The sequence below is a fragment of the Arthrobacter sp. ISL-28 genome (assembly GCF_018613875.1).
In the GTDB taxonomy this organism is placed as follows: Bacteria; Actinomycetota; Actinomycetes; order Actinomycetales; family Micrococcaceae; genus Arthrobacter.
This window is the reverse complement of sequence record NZ_JAGGPJ010000027.1, coordinates 137,396-154,315: the sequence shown is the minus strand read 5'-3', so window position 1 is coordinate 154,315 and position 16,920 is coordinate 137,396. Positions and strand designations below refer to the sequence as shown.

Below are 16,920 nucleotides of genomic sequence, written 5' to 3'. Positions count from 1 at the left end.
ACAACTTGTTCATTTGGGCATCGGTGCTCTACGTCCCCGTATCGAGAAGATCGGGTTGCCCCTTTTTCCACTCCTGCCAACTGTCAGCGACCGATCCATCGTGCGGTTTACGTTTCAGGTGTGTCAGATCAGGCTTCGAAATTCCGAGCTCACCGAGGTCAGGGCCGCTGTGGCGGCTCGCTAGCTTAAGCGTCCCTGGTTCTATCGCCCAGAGGAGCCGGTCGAACGCGAGGTGGTGGTTCGCGCACAACGGTAGACCATTACGTTCATCGTCACTACCGCTTCGCTTCTTGGCCCGAAGATGGGCGGCCTGCACGAGGCCATAGACGTCGAGCCCGCAGACTGCGCAGGCGGTGCCGTAACGCTGGAAGACCTTCATCGCGAATCGACCTTGGTTGGGCCGATTCTGTCTCAGACTGTAGGTACGCTTGGAAGCCTCGTCCGTCAGGGTGAAAGGATTCTCGTCCTCACGCTCAGGCGGCGGGGGCGGCAGTTCATCCTGAGTGAAAGTAATGAGCAAGGCGCCAAGTTCGTCGTCAAAACGTTCGACATACCCTCTGTACACGATACGTTTGGTCAAAGTACTTCCCGGCCCTACCACGAACACGGGCAAGCCCGACCGGTATGCTGCTTTCGCAGCAGCCACTTCAAACTTGTCGTCGCCTGGGCGATTCGTCTTGGGATAGCGGTACAGGACACCGTCTTCAGTCAGCTCGTCCGAGAAACTTCTCCCCGTATGGAGGAAAGACAACGCTATCCCGTTCGGCGCCACAGTGGATTTAGTCCGGTCCTGATTCACGTAGATGCCTCGGGCTCCCGCGTAGATGCCTAGGTCGCGGATCAGTCCTGCGCTGACGTCACCAGGACCCCCAGCAGCGAGCAGAGCCTCCCACATCGCTTCTCGCCGCATGAATTCGTCACCGTGGTCAGGCCGGTTCCTGCGGCGTACCTCACGTGCTTGCTCCCAGCCGGCAGCCGAGAGCGTCCATTGCCCGTACTCGTCCTCTTCCAGCAATCCTGCGCGAACCATCTCTGCTCGCTCGAAACTAGCCCGGTTCTCCCACTTCGTCTCCCACGGTCGGGTTTCTCGAGGCTTGTTGTCTTCATCTGACCAAGCAAACACCGCGGCGAGCCGTTGCAATGCGTGAGCCCTCCGAAGGCTGCCCGATGGCTCTTCGGACAAGACTGAAAGAATTCTTTCTCGATGCGTTTGCCGCTGCGTTAGCCCTATAGTCTGGTGGTCCCCCATGAATGAAGCTTACCTATTCAAACTGAAAGCGGTTTGGTAGCTCGCCGCAGTCTCGGAGGCTCGGACCGCCGCCTGATTACGAACATTTTCAACGGCTCGAAGACATCGGTATCGGAATATCACCCCTCACCCGGGAACGTCTCCACGTTCGGCATGATCGCCGTGGACGCGATCACCACTTTGGGGCGGCCGGATGGGAGCGTCCGTTCCCTTGATGCGCGCCGTCAGCCCGCGGACAAGTGCGATTCCGTGCTTGGTCATGGATGTCATTTGCTTCCGTTTCTTTGAGGTGCGGATACTTGTTGAAGAGAATGCGCTTTCTTGCCGGATGTTCTTGGGTCACAGACTCAGGCTCAGCGCGGCCAGACCGGGGAACACGGCGAATACGACGGTCAGGGGAAGCACGCCAAAGACAAGCGGCACCATCATCGCGATTTCCTTCTTTCCCGCTGACTCCATCAATTCGCGTTTGGCGGTGTCCCTGACGTCCTGGGCCTGGGCCCTTAATACCTCAGCCAAGGGCGTCCCCCGCTCCACTGCGACGATGATTCCGTCAACGAACCGGATGAGTGGTCCGAGGTCCGTCCGGGCGGAGAACTCCTGCAGTGCCTCCACCAGCGGCTTGCCCGCACGTGTTTCAGCGAGCACTTTTCCGAACTCCTTGGACAGCTCGCCGCGGGCGCTTCTGCAGACCCGGTCCAGAGCACCGGTGGCGCTTTCACCGGCGCCCACGGCGAGCGCCATGAGCTCGGCCAGGCTCGGAAACTCAGCCATCATCCTTGCTTCCCGCTTCCTGACCTGCACTCCCAGCCAATAGTCGCGGAACAGAAATCCGCCGAGCGCGCTTCCCGCCGATAACACGACGGCCAGCATCGGGCTGAATCTCCCGGTCACCGCACCCAGCGCGATCAGGCCCACGGCGGCGACGAAACCGCATACGGCCCACAGCACCTGTTCGGCGCGGAAATGAATCGGGGATTTACTGATTCCGGCCTGCGCAAGCCTGCGGGCGAGCGCGGCGGATCCAAGATTGAGTTTGCCCAGCTTCGCCATCCCGTCCCTGATCAGCGGCCGCAGAATGCGCTCAAGCGGGCCGAAGGGGGTGAGGTTTTGGTCTGCGGCCCTCAGCAGCCTGGACTCCAGGTTCTGCGATTTGAGCTGCGGGGCGATGCGTTCCGCAAAGCTGATGGGCCGCATGAACGGGAGGCGCAGGAGAAGCAGCCACAGTCCGGCGCCGAGAATCAGGCCGCACACGACGGCCGCGGCCGGCACAGTCGTCATCGCAGCACTCTCTCTTCTTCGGGCAACGCGCCGATCCGCAGCATGACGGAGTAGCAGACCAGGGAAACCATAAGGCCACCGATGAGAACCACCGCTCCCATCGGCGTGTTGTAGGCCGCCACCGCTTCCGGACGGGTGGCCAGCAACAGCATGACGATCCAGGGAGCAGCGACGGCGAGGCGGGCTGCGTTGACGGTCCAGGACTGCCGGGCCTCCAGTTCGCTTCGGGTCCTGGCACTTTCACGAAGGAATTCGGCCAGGGTCCCCAGGAGTTTTCCGAGGTCCGAGCCTCCCACCTCCCTCGTGAGTCTCAATGCCTCGATGATGCGGTCGGCGACGGGATCGGCCAGCCGCTCCTTGAGCCTGTTCAGGGAACCATCGAACTGGCCGCCCGCCCGGTAGTCGGAGCCGAAGTCGCGGAACACGTGGCGGAGTTCTTCCGGCCCTTTCTCGCCCAGCTGGATCAGGGCCTCCGGCAAGGACAGGCCCGCCCTGATGGCGGACCTTAGGTGATCCACCACGTCAGGCCAGAGTCGCCGCAAAACTGCTGTTCGCCGTCGGGCCCGCCACCTCACCACCACGACTGGAAGCCAGGCTCCAAACAGCCCGAAGCAGAAGGAAATCGGCCACGAGTTACTTCCGACGAAGAACACCAGCGTCACGAACAAACCGAGCCCCAGGCAACTGCCGACAAGACCCGCGCCGGTGACTTTTTCGACTCCCGCGGCCAGCAACAGGTCCTGCAGGCGGCTGGTCCGGTGGGTACGTTGGGCGGTTTCAGGCCGGTCCCAGGCGGACCACCATATGAGGAATAGTCCCGCCCCGGCCAGCACCCCAAGAAACGGGGCCATCAACGTGCTTCCAGGAGGGCTGCAACGTCATAGCCTGCTCTCCCGAACTTCTCCGCCGCGGGCATCGAGTTGGCGCGTGGCTGGAGCTGGCCCTCGATCATGGAGAAAACCATGGACGACTCGATAATGCCGTTCTCGACCCTTTTACCAAGGGAAAGGATTTCCGTCACCTGCCGTCGGCCGTTTGCCTGCCGGCTGCAGTGGACAACAAGGTCAATGCATGAGGCCACTGTCGGGACAACAAAGGCACTCGAGATGTTGTCGCCCGCCAGCAGCGGAAGGGTGCAGATCTTGGTCACGGCATCGTGGGCCGAGTTTGCATGGACCGTGCACATTCCCGGCAACCCGGAATTCAAGGCGATGAGCATGTCAAGGCTCTCGGCTTCCCGCACCTCTCCGACCACCAGGCGGTCCGGGCGCATCCGGAGGGCCTCTTTGACCAGCCGCCGCAGCGGGATCTCGCCCTCCCCCTCCAGATTCGGCTGCCGACACTGGAGTCCCACGACGTCGCGCAGCGGAAACTGGAGCTCGAAGATTTCCTCCACCGTAATAACCCGCTCACGGCTCCCGATGCTGGCTGCGAGGCAGTTCAGCATCGTGGTCTTGCCTGCCTGGGTGGCCCCCGACACGAGGATGTTGAGTCCGCTCGCAACGGCTGCACCGAGAAACCGCGCCGACTGGGGCGTCAAAGTGCCCAGCTCAACGAGGTGCTCCAGACGGCTCGCCTTGACCACGAACTTGCGGATATTGATCGCCCAATGCCGCCTTGTCACGTCCGGAATGACCACGTGGAGCCGGGACCCGTCAGGCAAGGCGGCGTCCACAAAGGGCGATGACATGTCCAGGCGCCGTCCCGAGCTTTTCAGCATGCGCTCCACCAGGTCGCGGACCTGCTGGTCCGTGAGGCTGAGTGACGTCAGTTCGGATTCCCCGTTCCGGGCCACGTAGATCTCCGTGGGCGCGTTCAGCCAGACTTCCTCGATGGTGGGATCATCCAGCAGAGGCTGTAGGGCACCGAAGCCGGCAACGGCGTCGAAAACGAACCTGCGGGCTGGCTCCAGAGGGCCGAGGGGCGGAAGCGGACCCATGAGGGCCCGCTCGTCATAATCACTCACAGCCGCGTCTACCAGCCGCCGCACCTCGCCGGTCTGGCTCAGCGGATCAAGACCGCGCCTGCGAATCAGCTCCCGGACCTCGTCCTCGACTATCCGCACAGCTTCCATGAGGTCCCCCATACGACCGCCGCCCCCAGCGGAGGCAGTCCAATTGGGTTAAAGCTAGATGATCGGGATCAGAAGGCAAAGTCATGGCAGATCATCTGTGGAAAAGTCGACGCCTCGGAATGAATTTGCCGAATCAACTGGCCTATACCTGCCTTATCGGACTCATTTCATCTCCGAGGAAGCAGGAGCATCAACGCTTGAGTGCGGCTGCGCAGTTCGGGGACCCCTCCGTGGCGAACCAAGAAGGTAAGGCGCCAGCCGTGTCCTGAGGATGAGCAATGCAGGAATCCAGGTTCCAACCAGACAAAAGACCAGAACCAGCCACGGTGGCACGTTAAGCTTGGTCAGTTCCACTAGTACGACGGCATGGGTCAGAACCACCATGAAACCACAGCTGGCCAATGTACTGACCGCCGCGTTCACCCGAGCTCCTAGCGCTGGAATTACTGCTTCTGCAATAAGGACTAAAGCAGAACAGATGGCGATGGCAATTACGACGGTTATCGCCGGGATGCCAAAGAGAGCTTGCTTCATGTCGAGGTAGGTGGACCAGCCTGCGAGGATAACAGCGCTGCAGCCGAGAAGGAGAAGCAGTCCTGTGATGAGCGGCCGCTGAATATTGAAGCGAACTTTCTTGAATTCACGACCGGCGAGAACGAACACAATGCATGCGCACCCAACCCCGGCTGACAATGGGATCTTCGCGACGGTTTCGGAATCTATGGTCGCAGTGGTCAATGCAGCCAGGGAAAGCACCCATTGCACCCAAAGAGGTAATCGCTGCATTGCCCTGACAACAACGACTGCAACAAAAAGCGCCGTGACGAACCAAAAGGCGGCGAACGTTCCACCGATATACGAGCCGCCCAATACCAGTCTGCGAATGTCCCCGCCGTAGACGACCTGCTTCTGCGACAGCCACCACACGCCCGCTACTGCAAGCCACACGGCGTATGGAATCAGCAAGGTTCTCGCACGTTTATTTGCCTCAGCAATCAGGCCCCGGCCCTCGGTCCATAAATATCCCGAAAGGAAAAAGAATAGCGGGACATGCCATGTGTAAATCGATTCGCGAATAAGGGGCCCGGACCAAGCACCTATGTGGCCCACGACGACAGCCATGATTCCGAGAACCCGAAGAAAATCCAGTGCCCCGGACCTGCCTGGGCGCACCAGGACAAGCGAAGTTTGCGGTTTCATGAATGATCGTTCCTTGCCTCATATTGGGGTTCCCGGTCATACACGGCGGGGTAAGGGCACCACGCCTATCTGGTCATCGCCGGCAACGCGTAGGCCCCTCAAAGAGCCGGGGTCAGGATTGAAAGAGCTACGGGCAGAAAAAAGATGATGGAGTGGTTGGGGCGTCCGCTGGCCCTTCCCCCAGCCCCCACCCATCAGGCCATGGAGGGGTCAGGGGCCAAGATCGGCTACACGTTCCCGGGAACTGACAATTCCGAAGGGAGCTCAGCTGGCGGAATCCCCAGCGTAACCGAAGGGGTTGGAGCTTTGCCAACGCCAGTGGTCCTCACACATTTGCGCCAGATCCCGGCGCGCCGACCAGCCGAGCTCGGCAAGGGCTGCCGAGGCGTCAGCGTAGCTGACGGCCGCGTCACCCGGCCGCCGGGGCCCGAATTCGTAGGGAATCGGGTGCCCCGCCGCGGCGCCGAAAGCCCGGATGACTTCCAGCACCGACGAGCCCCGGCCGGTGCCGAGGTTCCAGCGGAAAGCACCCGTCTTCGTTTCCAGATAATGCAGGGCAGCGAGGTGGCCTGCGGCGAGGTCCATGACGTGGATATAGTCCCGGACCCCGGTGCCGTCGGGCGTGGGGTAGTCGTTGCCGAACACCATGACCTTCTCCCGCCGCCCCACAGCTACCTGGGCCACAAACGGCAGGAGGTTGTTGGGGATGCCGCGGGGGTCTTCGCCGATCCGCCCGGACTCGTGCGCACCGACCGGGTTGAAGTAACGGAGTAAAGCAACGCTCCAGCGCGGATCCGCCGCGCTCAGGTCAGAGAGGATGTCCTCAATCTGTTCCTTGGTCCTGCCATACGGATTGGTAGCGTCCAGCGGCGACTTCTCGATCAGGGGAACGTGCTCGGACGCGCCGTAGACGGTGGCGGAGGAGCTGAACACGAGCCGGCGCACGCCGGCCTTCTCCATGCTTTCGAGCAGGTTCAGCGTGCCCACAACGTTGTTCTTGTAGTACCAGAGAGGCTTCTCCACGGACTCCCCCACCGCCTTCAGCCCGGCAAAGTGGATGACGGCGTCGAAGCCGCCTTCAGCGAACACGGCGTCGACGGCATTCGCGTCCAGCAGGTCGCCTTCCCGGAAATCCACTTGCTTGCCCGTGAGTTCCTCAACGCGCCGCACGGCCTCGACACTGGAATTCATCAGGTTGTCCAACACCACCACATTGTGCCCGTCCTCAAGAAGACAAAGCACAGTATGCGATCCGATATAGCCGGCTCCCCCGGTGACCAAAACCTTCATGGCCCCAAGTCTAGGACGTGCCGGGACCCCGTGAACTCCAGGCCTTCACCTCCCTGGAGACAACACCCCCGGTTCGCGGTCCCCTGCAGGGGCGCGATAAACTTGCTCGTTGTGACTTCCACCCGAACCCTAGAAGCGCCCACTCGACGGTCGGAAACCGCCAGCGGGGCCATTCAAAACGGACAATTCCAACCGGAGATCCAAGGGTTGCGGGCTGTTGCCGTCCTTGTCGTCGTTCTGTACCACCTCTGGCCGCAGCGCCTCACTGGCGGCTATATCGGGGTCGACGTCTTCTTCGTGATTTCCGGATACCTGATCACCTCGCACATGTACCGCGACGTGCGCGACGGCTCCCCGATTGGACTCCTCCGGTTCTGGGCACGAAGGATCCGCCGGCTGCTCCCGGCGTCCATCTTTGTACTCTTGGTCTCGCTGCTCGGGGTGGCCTTATGGGTTCCCTCCACGCTGTGGGAGGTATCTGCCCGTCAAATCGGCGCCAGCGTTCTTTACGTGCAGAACTGGATCCTGGCCGGAGATTCAGTGGACTACTCCGCGCTGGACAACGACGCCACCGCGGCACAGCACTACTGGTCACTCTCGGTGGAGGAACAGTTCTATTTCGTGTGGCCCATCCTGATCGCCGCATTGCTCTACCTTTCGCGGCGACGCGCAGCTGCCGGCCGGACCATGTTCACATCATCGCGCAGCGCGATGATCGCCGGCATCGCAGTCATCGGCGCTGTCTCGCTCATCTATTCGGTAACCCTGACTTCGCAGAGCCCCTCCGTGGCTTACTTTGTGACTCCCACCCGCGTCTGGGAATTCGCGGCCGGCGGCCTTGTGGCCCTCATCTTCGGAAGTCGCCAATTCCAGGGGCGACGGGCGACTGCCTTCGCTTGGGCAGGACTGGCGCTGATCGCGTTTGCGTCCTTGGCCTATAGCGGCTCAACTCCCTTTCCCGGCTGGACGGCCGCAGTTCCGGTGGCCGGTACAGCTCTCGTCCTGGTCTGCAGTGGAAGCACGGCGGCACTCAGCCCACGCTGGTGGCTTTCCCGCCGGCCTATGACCTTTCTGGGCGACGTATCCTACGGCCTGTACCTTTGGCACTGGCCTCTGATCGTTTTTGCGCCCTACATTCTGAGCCACGACCTCGCCACGCTGGAGAAGGTACTGCTGCTCCTTGCTTCCGTGCTTTTGGCTTGGATTACCAAACTGACAATCGAGGATCCTCTTCGCCGGGGCCCACTGCTCCGGACTTCCCGGCGGGCCTATGCATTTACCGGTGGCGGCATGGCCGTGACCGTCGCCCTGTGTTTTGGGCTCACTGCTGCTGCCTACGTCTCGCCGGGCGGGGCGCCCGCAGCGGAGCTTGGCCCCTGCTATGGTCCAGGAGCACTTGCGTCCGGCAACGATTGCGGCCCAGTGACAGGAAATGAGCCCCCGAATCCCGGACCGGCGCTCGTAGCGAAACAGAACACCGAGCCCCTTTACAAGGGATGCCAGACCGGCCTCGCGGGCACCGACATTGTCAGCTGCGGCCTTGGTGTTGAGCCTGACAAGGCTAAGGCCACCGTGGCGGTCGTCGGCGACTCGCACGCCACTGCCTGGTTCCCCGCCCTTGACGCGCTGGCAGCAGAGCGGAACTGGCATGTCAAGACCTACACCAAGGCTTCGTGCCCTGCGACGACCGCGGTCCGAGTCCTGCCCGCTGAGAAAAACGACGTCAACCAGCGTTCCTGCGTGGCCTGGAACCAAAAAGTGAATCAGCAACTAGTGGCTGATAAGAGCATTTCCACGGTCTTCACTGCAGCCTATTCCACCGCATACACGTTCGCCTCTCCCCAGGATAAGGCCCTGCAGGATCCTGCCATTGACGGCTTCAAGGACCGCTGGCGGGGCTGGATGGCGGCCGGCAAGAAGGTCGTGGCCTTCGATGATGTGCCCCGCACCAATGGTGAGTATGTGCCCACGTGTCTCGCTAAGAATCCCGACAATGCCTTGGCCTGCGCGATGCCCCGGCCCAAAGCCTATCCGGACAACACCGTGATCGGCCGTGCCGGCGAGGCGATGGGGCGCGAAGGAGTGAAATGGGTTTCCCTTCGCGAGCAATTCTGCGACCCGAAGCTCTGCTATCCGGTGATCGGCTCGATCATTGTCTTCCGGGACCACTCACACATAAGCGCAGAATATGCGCGGGCGCTCGTTCCCTTCATTTCCAGCAGGCTCTGACCGGGTATTTCCAGCAGGCTCTGACCGCGCCGCTGAGCAGGTCTGGGCGCTAAGAAGCAGCGTCTTGCGGCGCCCGCGTCGTCGTCGTGTCCTCTCCCTCGGAAACATCGGCAACATCAGTCACATCAAGACCGTTGACCACTCCAGCACCACGAGTGGTACCGTGGGAGCATCCTTGACGGTTGCCGCTGCTAAGCAGCAGCAACCGCAAACTGAGTCACGATACGCGAACCGGGGGCCGCATATGCCGGGTCCTCTTTGGTTCAGGAGTTTCCATGGACCTTCCCCGACGACCACGCGGAGCGGCAGCCGCCGAGAAGCATCCGCCCAGGCGCTGGAGCTACCTCTGCGCCGCGGTTATCAGCCTCGCATTAGTAGCGGATCCCGCAGCCGCATCAGCTGGCTCCGTCCAGGTTGTACCCGGGGCGCAGGTCGTCCGGGAGTCCCCTGACAGCAGCGGGCCTGGCACGTCGGACGCCATGAAGGCTGCGATGCGCAAGGCTATTCCCGCCGGCGGCGCCGCCATGGGAGAAGCCTACCCCCAGAAGACCGCGGGCGAACGCTCAGCCGCACCATACCGTGCGCAGACCGAAGATGCATCGGCACGGATGACGACGGAAGCATACGATCCGGCCCACTGGCGCCCCTCTTTCGGTGTCGCCGGCCAGGATGTCAGCGCCCACCAGGGAACGGTGGACTGGCAGGGGCAGTGGAACCAAGGTTCGCGCTTCGCCTATGTTAAAGCCAGCGAGGGCAACTATTACCTGAATGAACGGTTCTCGCAGCAGTACGACGGGTCCCGGAATGTCGGCATGATCCGCGGTTCCTACCACTTCGCGATCCCGAACTGGTCCTCCGGGGCGGACCAGGCACGCTATTTCGTCGCCAACGGCGGGGCCTGGACGGCCGACGGCTCCACGCTTCCCCCTGTGCTGGATATCGAATACAACCCCTACGCCGCCCGGACCATTGACGGCTTCTATTTCGGCGACACCTGCTACAACATGGCCGGCGCCAAAATGGTGGCGTGGATCGCCGAATTTGGCAATACTGTACGGTCGCTGACCGGACGGTACCCCGTGATTTACTCCACCACAGACTGGTGGAAACGCTGTACCGGAAGTTCCGCCGGCTTCGGAAAGTATCCGCTCTGGATCGCGTCCTATCCCTCCTCTCCGACTACGTCCCCCGGCGCCTTGCCGCCAGGGTGGAGCAACTATAGTTTCTGGCAGTACAGCAGCACCGGACCCTTCGCGGGCGACTCCAATATCTGGAATGGCGATTTCGCTTCCCTCCGGCGCTTTGCCTCCGTCGCTGACGCCACGGTCCCCACACCGTCAATACCGTCCGAAGCCGACGTCGTCGCAGTTGACGGCACGGGCGTCCTCTGGAGATACCCGGCCACAGGGAACGGAACGCTGGCAAGCCGCCGCCAGATCGGTCAGGGGTGGACCGGACTCCGGTCAGTGGACGCGGTGGACTGGAACTCGGACAACGTCCTCGACGTCGTCGCCCAATGGAAATCGGGGAAGGTGAACGTCTATCTAGGGCTACCCGGAGGCGGTTTCGCCACCGGTCCGGTCCTCGCCTCGGCTGGCTGGGACGGCTACCAGCTGAGCATCGGCCATTGGATCACCGGCAGCCGCTACCCGCAGATCCTGACCCGAGATTCCGCCGGCATCCTGCGCCTCTGGTCCAACAACTCCGGAGCAGGCCTTGGCGGCAACAGTCAGATCGGCCAGGGCTGGGCGAACCTCAATCTGACCATGGTCGATTTCGACGGCGACGGACACCAGGACCTCCTCGCACAGGATGCTGGCGGAGCCCTGAAGCTGTTCCGCTCAAACGGCACCGGCGGCTTCATCAGCGAATCCCGCGAGACCGTAGGCAACGGCTGGAACGCCATGACCAGCATCAGCGTCTCCAACGGCTACACCGGATACCGTTCCGTGGGCCTGATGGCACGCTCCGCCGACGGGAGCTTGCGGCACTACCCCCTCACGGGTACGGGTTCCTGGGGGCAGGCATTCGACGTCGGAAACGGCTGGAACGGATACCTCATCGCCGGCGGCGAAGACATCAACCTCATTCCAGCCCAGCCGACTCCCCCTCCTGCTGAAGCAACCCCGTCCATCCAGTCAGCATCCGATCTCGTCACCGTCGACACAGCTGGAAACCTGAACCGTCAGGCAGCCGCGAACGGCTCGCTTGGCCCACCCACCAGGATCGGAACCGGGTTCACGGATGCGAAGTCCGTCCACGTCACTGACTGGACAGCCGACAAGGTGCACGACCTGCTCGTCCAGTGGAATGACGGTGGCCTCGACGTCTATGCCGGTTTGCCGGACGGCGGTTTCGCGCCTCCCGTCACGCTGGCAGAGTCCGGCTGGGCGGGCAGCGAGATCACGGTCGGCCGGTGGATCCGGTCGTCGGCCTACCCGGGCATCATCGCCAGGCATCCCGATGGCATACTGACCTACCAGGGCGCTCTGGCTTCAGGCGGGCTGGACGCCGCCCGGACCGTCGGTACCGGGTTTGTGCGGATGAAGCCCGTCATGGCGGACTACGACGGCGACGGCAACCAGGACATCGGCGTCATAGACTACGTCGGCCAGTTCTCGGTTTACCGCTCCACGGGGGCCGGCGCGTTCATCGTCGAGGCACGTCCCGTAATCGCGAAGGGGTGGGCCGCGTTTACCAGCGTCAGCGCGCACACCGGGTTCACCTCAGCCGAAGCCACCGGACTGATGGCACGCAACCTTGCCGGGGAGCTCATCCACTACCCCGTCAACCGGATGACATTCGGGGCGGGGCAGAAAATCTCCGCAGGCTGGAAAGGCTTACTCATCGCCGGCAGCGCCACGATCACGCGCACCGCGCCCCTCAGCGGACCAGCCGACGTCGTAACAGCAGATGCGGCGGGGCGCCTCTGGAACTATCCGGCGACCGGCGCGGTCGGTCTGGGTAACCGGTACCAGATCGGAACCGGCTGGACGGGACTCAAGAGTCTCCATGTGGCGGACTGGGACGCCGACGGGATTTCCGACGTCGTGGGGCAATGGACCTCCGGCGCGGTAAAGGTTTACCTCGGCTCCGACACCGGCGGCTTCACCCGGACCGTCACTCCTGCCGGCGCCGGCTGGGCGGGAATCACTTTCATTACAGGGCGCTGGGAACGCGGCTCCCGGCATCCGGGTTTCGTGGGCACGGACACGGCGGGGAATCTCTACTACTGGGCAAACCCCAGCGGCACGGCCTTGGCGGCTGCACGCAGGATCGGCACCGGCTGGAACGGTCTACGGATTGCCATGACCGACTTTGACTCGGACGGCAACCAGGACCTGCTTGCGGCAAACATCGCCGGGTACATGCGGCTCTTCCGCTCCGGTGGCGCCGGAACTTTCCTGTCCGAAGTCAGAAAGGTGGTCGGCTCCGGTTGGGGATCAGTGCCGCACTTCTCCGGCAAGACCGGTTACGCCGGCACCGGAAGCAAGGGAATCTTGGGAGTCCTGAGCTCAGGGCAGGTCCGCTACTATCCGATCACCGGCGGATCCTGGGGCACCGCGGTATCCGGCGGGGAAACTATCGAGGGCCACCCCATCTCGTACTAGCTGATCTACCGTGACAGGTGGATCCGGTCGGCGGGACGCAGCTGGCTGGGACGAAGCCGCGTGCGGCGGATCATTTTTCCATTACCCGCCGATATATGGCGGCCATCGCTTCAACTGCTACGTCTGGACCGTGGTACTGCTCCACCCATTCCCTTCCCTTTACCTGTGCGGAAAGGGCAAGCGGATCCTCCAATGTATGCAATACATGGGCGGCGAGATCTTCGGGGCTGCCGCCTGACAGTACAGGGGGATTTTTATAGTAATCATCGCCAACATTCATTACTACCGGTATCCCCATCGCGAGAGCCTGCAGTTCGCTCATCGCCAAGATTCCAGCAGACTGGCCTACCACGCAGTGAGCGCCTGACAGCCACCGGAGATACGCGGGCTTCGCCATCGTAGGAATCAGGTTGATTCCCAGCGACCGCGCCTCGTCTGCCCGGTTACCCCAGTCCAGGCCCTCAAGAATCACTTGCCCGTTAGTGACGTCCTTGATCGCAGCAGCAATTTTGAGTTGTTCAGCGCCGCCTTTGGCATCCTCCCAACGGGAAGCAAAGAGCACACGGGGCGGGCCCGACGGTTTCCATGCCGGCAGTTCCATCCAGTCCACCGGGTTCGGCAGATAAATGGCGTCAGGGCGAACAGGTTCTGCGTGCTGCCGCAGATCGGGAGTCGAATAGACGACGGCCGCGGCGTGGTCGGCACCCCATTGAATACCGGGGCGGCCCTCGGGCGTCTGATAGGTCGTCCTAATGTCGGTGCCGTGCCAGTGCATGACAAAAGGGATCACCGGTCGGCTATTCGCTACCCCGCCTCGAGTACCGAAGTGCACGTGCATAAGATCGGCACGCAGCGCCTCAATCGTCCGGCGGATCCGCCACGACGTTACCGCAGCAGTGCGCTGTAGGGGTCCTTTCGGGACGACACCCCCCAAGCCGGGCGATAAAGCCGGACGGTGCCACCACCGATAACCCGCCCGTTTCCCGTATGCAACTAACGTCTTCCCGACGTCCGCACAATCGAAGAAATGAACAACAGATGGTTCTTCATTTGTTTTCGCCACGGGGGCTAGCCTAACATTGCCAGCCTGCCGTCGACGCGGCCGCTGCCCCGGGCCCATCAGAGCTGCCCTCGCTTACCCGATACGTGGCGCCGTAGCATTCTCAAGTAATCTGATCCTTGTATGAAAAATCTATTTGCAGTACTGCGGCCCTTGCTATCGACCCTGCCTGCCGGGAGCAGGCGGTTCCTGCTCAGCTATGGCATAGCCAGTGCATGTTTGGCGGTCCTGGACATGGTCGCCCTGGGAATGATCGCCTTGCTGCTGCCGTCGCTCGTAGCCAACAAGCGGGTGACGCTTCCCCTCTTCGGAGATGTCTCCGAGCATGTGCTGCCCATCCTCGTCGGGGTCTGCACCCTCATCGTTCTCAAGGGCGCCCTGGCCGTCCTCCTGCTGCGCGTCGCCACCCGCCGCTTCGCCCAGCACGAAGTCGCCATCGGCAACCGGCTGTTTGCCGCTTACCTTGCCTCCCCTTGGGAAAACCGCCTCAAGAAAAACTCCAGCGAGCTCATCCGCATGGTCGACGTCGGCGTTGGCATCACGGTGTCCGGCGTCCTGATCCCGGCCATGACGCTGTTCGGCGAGTTTGGCACACTGTTGGCCGTCATCGTCGTGCTTTTCGTCGCGGAGCCACTGATCGCCATCGTGACTCTGTCCTATCTGGGTCTTATCGCTTTCCTTCTGGCGCGTGTCATTTCCCCCAAGTCCGTCAACGCCGGCCGGGAGAACCGGAAGTGGTCTGGCCGTACCGTCACGATGCTGACGGAGGCCATGAACGCGCTGAAGGAGCTGACCCTTGCGGGCCGGGCCGGCGATGTGCAGGAGCAGGTCAACGTGACGCGAACGCGCAGTTCCGCTGCCCGCGCCCAATCAATCTTCCTGGCGCAGGTGCCGCGCTACGTTCTTGAAGCTGCCTTGATCGTTGGCTTTGCACTAGTGGGCGGCGTCGGGCTGGCTAACGGCGGACCGGCCGGAGCTGTAAGCGCCATCGGGCTATTTGCCGTTGCAGGCTTCCGCCTGGTCCCGTCGCTGACCAGGCTTCAGGCCGTCCAGTCCCAGGCGAACTCGAGCGCCTCGTTTGCACACCAGGTGATGCGCGACATCAAGAGCGGCGAAGAGTTCCTCGCCACGAAAGCAGCCGAACGGCCGCAGCGTGAGCTTGGCCCCGGCAAAACGGACATCGTGCTTCACGACGTCTCCTTCAGCTACCCGAACGCGGAACAGCCTGCACTCAGCGGCGTGAATATGACGATTCCCGCCGGAACCCATGTAGCGCTGGTCGGTTCCTCCGGTGCGGGCAAATCCACTCTGGTGGACATTCTTCTGGGTCTGCTGGAACCCAGTGACGGGTATATCGAGGTCGCCGGCCAGAACATGGACTTCGTGCTTGACGACTGGCGGAAGCGGATTGGCTACGTTCCCCAGGAAGTTTCCCTCTTTGACGCGACCGTGGGCCAGAACGTGGCGCTGACGTGGAACCCTGCCAACGTCGATCCGGACAAGGTGACGGCCGCTTTGCGCCGGGCCCAGCTTCTTGACACAGTTCTGGGCCGTGAGGGCGGCATCGATGCCATGATTGCAGAACGCGGCCTTGCCCTCTCCGGCGGCCAGCGCCAGCGGCTTGGCATCGCCCGGGCCCTCTACAACGAGCCCAATGTCCTGGTGATGGATGAGGCAACCAGCGCACTGGACACGAGCACGGAAGCAGCCGTAACGAAAGCCATCCGCGAACTGCACGGTGAAGTGACGGTCATTACCGTAGCCCACCGCCTGTCCACCATCCGCGACGCAGACATCGTCTTCTTCATGCGTGACGGCCGGGTGGTCGCCCAAGGCTCATTCGACGAAGTCGTGGAGAGCGTTCCGGACTTCGCTGTCCAGGCCGCACTGGCAGGCCTCAGCTAGTCCCTGCTAGGGCCTTCCTGCTGGGAGCGAGGAATAGACTGCGGCCAACTCCTGAACGATCTTGTCCGGGTCGTGGTGCTCTGCAATCCAGGCTCGAGCCCCCAATGTTGCCGAAACCGCCCGGGCATCCTTCGCAGCGGCCACAATGGAATCAACCTGCTCCTCCAAAGAACCCCTTCCCACCACTGGTACGGCGCCGGGGTAGAGTCCCGGACGCACATTAGATGCCGTCGGGACACCAATAGCCAGCGCCTGAAGTTCGCTCATGCCCAGCAAACCGGTGGACTGCCCGACGACGGTATGGGCCTTCGCCAGCCACTGCAGGTAAGCGGTTTTACTCATCACGGGAACGAGTTCGACGCCGAGCTCCGCAGCCTTTGCGGCGTTCTCGCCCCAGTCCAGCCCCTGCAGCCGGATGCCGGTCCCCTGCACCGCCCGTGCCAGCTGCGAGGCCAGTTCAAGCTGCTCGGTTCCGCCCTTGGCTGCTCCCCAGCGGGAGGCAAAAACAATGCGGGGTTCCGGTGCCGGCTGCCAGCCGGGCAGTTCCGCAACGTCCACCGGATTGGGCAGGTAGCGGGCGTCGGAGCGGGCGGGCAGTGCGTACTCCGCCAGGTCCGGGGTGGCATAGAAAACCGCCTGGGCATTATCGGCGCCCCACTGGATTTTCGCCCGCTGCCGCGGATCCTGGTAGAACTCCCTGATATCGGTGCCGTGGAGGTGGACCACAAAGCTGCGCCGAGGCCAGCGTGTCGCGATGTCCACCCGGGTACCAAAGTGGATGTGGAGCAGGTCGGCCGGCAACGTCAGCGCCCAGCGCCGGGCAGTCCAGCCGGCAACGCCCCGCAGCCTGTTGGCCCGTCCCTGCAGATCGACGCCGTCGTATGCGGTGTCCCTGGCCGGCAAGTAGCTCCACGGCTGCCCTTGGGCCCGGGCGGCCCGGACCAGTGTGGCTCCTACATCTGCACAATCAAAAAGATGAACTACCCGCGGATTCCCGTCGTTTCTCGCCATGGTTCGAACC

The 16,920-nt window shown here is 62.6% G+C and carries 12 protein-coding genes; 3 read left to right on the top strand and 9 right to left on the bottom strand.

Annotated elements, in window-relative coordinates:
* Positions 1 to 28: 28 nt before the first annotated feature.
* From J7E80_RS17590 to galE, 7 genes are all read right to left on the bottom strand, one after another.
* Positions 29 to 1,249 carry an HNH endonuclease gene (locus J7E80_RS17590; RefSeq protein WP_215053519.1) on the bottom strand — a complete coding sequence of 407 codons (1,221 nt, stop codon included), beginning with the start codon at positions 1,247 to 1,249 and terminating at the stop codon, positions 29 to 31.
* 126 nt (positions 1,250 to 1,375) lie between these two features.
* Positions 1,376 to 1,519, bottom strand: a complete 144-nt coding sequence (locus tag J7E80_RS17585) for a hypothetical protein (protein WP_215053518.1) — start codon at positions 1,517 to 1,519, stop codon at positions 1,376 to 1,378.
* Positions 1,520 to 1,588: 69 nt separating this feature from the next.
* Positions 1,589 to 2,530, bottom strand: a complete 942-nt coding sequence (locus tag J7E80_RS17580) for a type II secretion system F family protein (RefSeq protein WP_215053517.1) — start codon at positions 2,528 to 2,530, stop codon at positions 1,589 to 1,591.
* Positions 2,527 to 3,381, bottom strand: a complete 855-nt coding sequence (locus J7E80_RS17575) for a type II secretion system F family protein (protein ID WP_215053516.1) — start codon at positions 3,379 to 3,381, stop codon at positions 2,527 to 2,529. Before J7E80_RS17575 ends, J7E80_RS17580 begins: the two co-directional genes overlap by 4 nt.
* A complete protein-coding gene (locus J7E80_RS17570) occupies positions 3,381 to 4,604 on the bottom strand; it encodes a CpaF family protein (RefSeq protein WP_215053515.1) in 1,224 nt (407 codons plus the stop codon). Before J7E80_RS17570 ends, J7E80_RS17575 begins: the two co-directional genes overlap by 1 nt.
* A gap of 162 nt (positions 4,605 to 4,766) precedes the next feature.
* On the bottom strand, positions 4,767 to 5,804 hold the full coding sequence (locus J7E80_RS17565; protein ID WP_215053514.1) for an acyltransferase family protein: 1,038 nt from the start codon (positions 5,802 to 5,804) through the stop codon (positions 4,767 to 4,769).
* 264 nt (positions 5,805 to 6,068) lie between these two features.
* Positions 6,069 to 7,094: a UDP-glucose 4-epimerase GalE gene (gene galE, locus J7E80_RS17560; RefSeq protein ID WP_215053513.1), complete on the bottom strand. Its 1,026-nt coding sequence runs from the start codon at positions 7,092 to 7,094 to the stop codon at positions 6,069 to 6,071.
* Positions 7,095 to 7,205: 111 nt separating this feature from the next.
* Between galE and J7E80_RS17555 the strand changes: the two genes are divergently transcribed.
* Both J7E80_RS17555 and J7E80_RS17550 read left to right on the top strand, forming a co-directional pair.
* Positions 7,206 to 9,323 carry an acyltransferase family protein gene (locus tag J7E80_RS17555; protein ID WP_311380871.1) on the top strand — a complete coding sequence of 706 codons (2,118 nt, stop codon included), beginning with the start codon at positions 7,206 to 7,208 and terminating at the stop codon, positions 9,321 to 9,323.
* Between the two features lie 275 nt (positions 9,324 to 9,598).
* The gene (locus J7E80_RS17550) at positions 9,599 to 12,934 is read left to right on the top strand and encodes a GH25 family lysozyme (RefSeq protein WP_215053511.1); all 3,336 of its coding nucleotides are present in this window, start codon (positions 9,599 to 9,601) and stop codon (positions 12,932 to 12,934) included.
* 70 nt (positions 12,935 to 13,004) lie between these two features.
* On the opposite strand, the gene J7E80_RS17545 is transcribed toward J7E80_RS17550, so the two are convergent.
* Positions 13,005 to 13,997, bottom strand: coding sequence for a glycosyltransferase (locus J7E80_RS17545; RefSeq protein ID WP_215053510.1), 993 nt, complete (start codon positions 13,995 to 13,997; stop codon positions 13,005 to 13,007).
* Positions 13,998 to 14,117: 120 nt separating this feature from the next.
* Between J7E80_RS17545 and J7E80_RS17540 the strand changes: the two genes are divergently transcribed.
* Complete coding sequence (locus J7E80_RS17540) at positions 14,118 to 15,899, top strand: ABC transporter ATP-binding protein (RefSeq protein WP_215053509.1); 1,782 nt, start codon at positions 14,118 to 14,120, stop codon at positions 15,897 to 15,899.
* A 6-nt stretch (positions 15,900 to 15,905) separates the two neighbouring features.
* On the opposite strand, the gene J7E80_RS17535 is transcribed toward J7E80_RS17540, so the two are convergent.
* Complete coding sequence (locus J7E80_RS17535) at positions 15,906 to 16,910, bottom strand: hypothetical protein (protein WP_215053508.1); 1,005 nt, start codon at positions 16,908 to 16,910, stop codon at positions 15,906 to 15,908.
* Positions 16,911 to 16,920: the final 10 nt, after the last annotated feature.

Bases quoted from the DNA above. Each gene is read 5' to 3' on its own strand.
- J7E80_RS17590 (WP_215053519.1), bottom strand. From the start codon at position 1,249: ATGGGGGACCACCAGACTATAGGGCTAACGCAGCGGCAAACGCATCGA.
- J7E80_RS17585 (WP_215053518.1), bottom strand. From the start codon at position 1,519: ATGACATCCATGACCAAGCACGGAATCGCACTTGTCCGCGGGCTGACG.
- J7E80_RS17580 (WP_215053517.1), bottom strand. From the start codon at position 2,530: ATGACGACTGTGCCGGCCGCGGCCGTCGTGTGCGGCCTGATTCTCGGC.
- J7E80_RS17575 (WP_215053516.1), bottom strand. From the start codon at position 3,381: ATGGCCCCGTTTCTTGGGGTGCTGGCCGGGGCGGGACTATTCCTCATA.
- J7E80_RS17570 (WP_215053515.1), bottom strand. From the start codon at position 4,604: ATGGAAGCTGTGCGGATAGTCGAGGACGAGGTCCGGGAGCTGATTCGC.
- J7E80_RS17565 (WP_215053514.1), bottom strand. From the start codon at position 5,804: ATGAAACCGCAAACTTCGCTTGTCCTGGTGCGCCCAGGCAGGTCCGGG.
- galE (WP_215053513.1), bottom strand. From the start codon at position 7,094: ATGAAGGTTTTGGTCACCGGGGGAGCCGGCTATATCGGATCGCATACT.
- J7E80_RS17550 (WP_215053511.1), top strand. From the start codon at position 9,599: ATGGACCTTCCCCGACGACCACGCGGAGCGGCAGCCGCCGAGAAGCAT.
- J7E80_RS17540 (WP_215053509.1), top strand. From the start codon at position 14,118: ATGAAAAATCTATTTGCAGTACTGCGGCCCTTGCTATCGACCCTGCCT.
- J7E80_RS17535 (WP_215053508.1), bottom strand. From the start codon at position 16,910: ATGGCGAGAAACGACGGGAATCCGCGGGTAGTTCATCTTTTTGATTGT.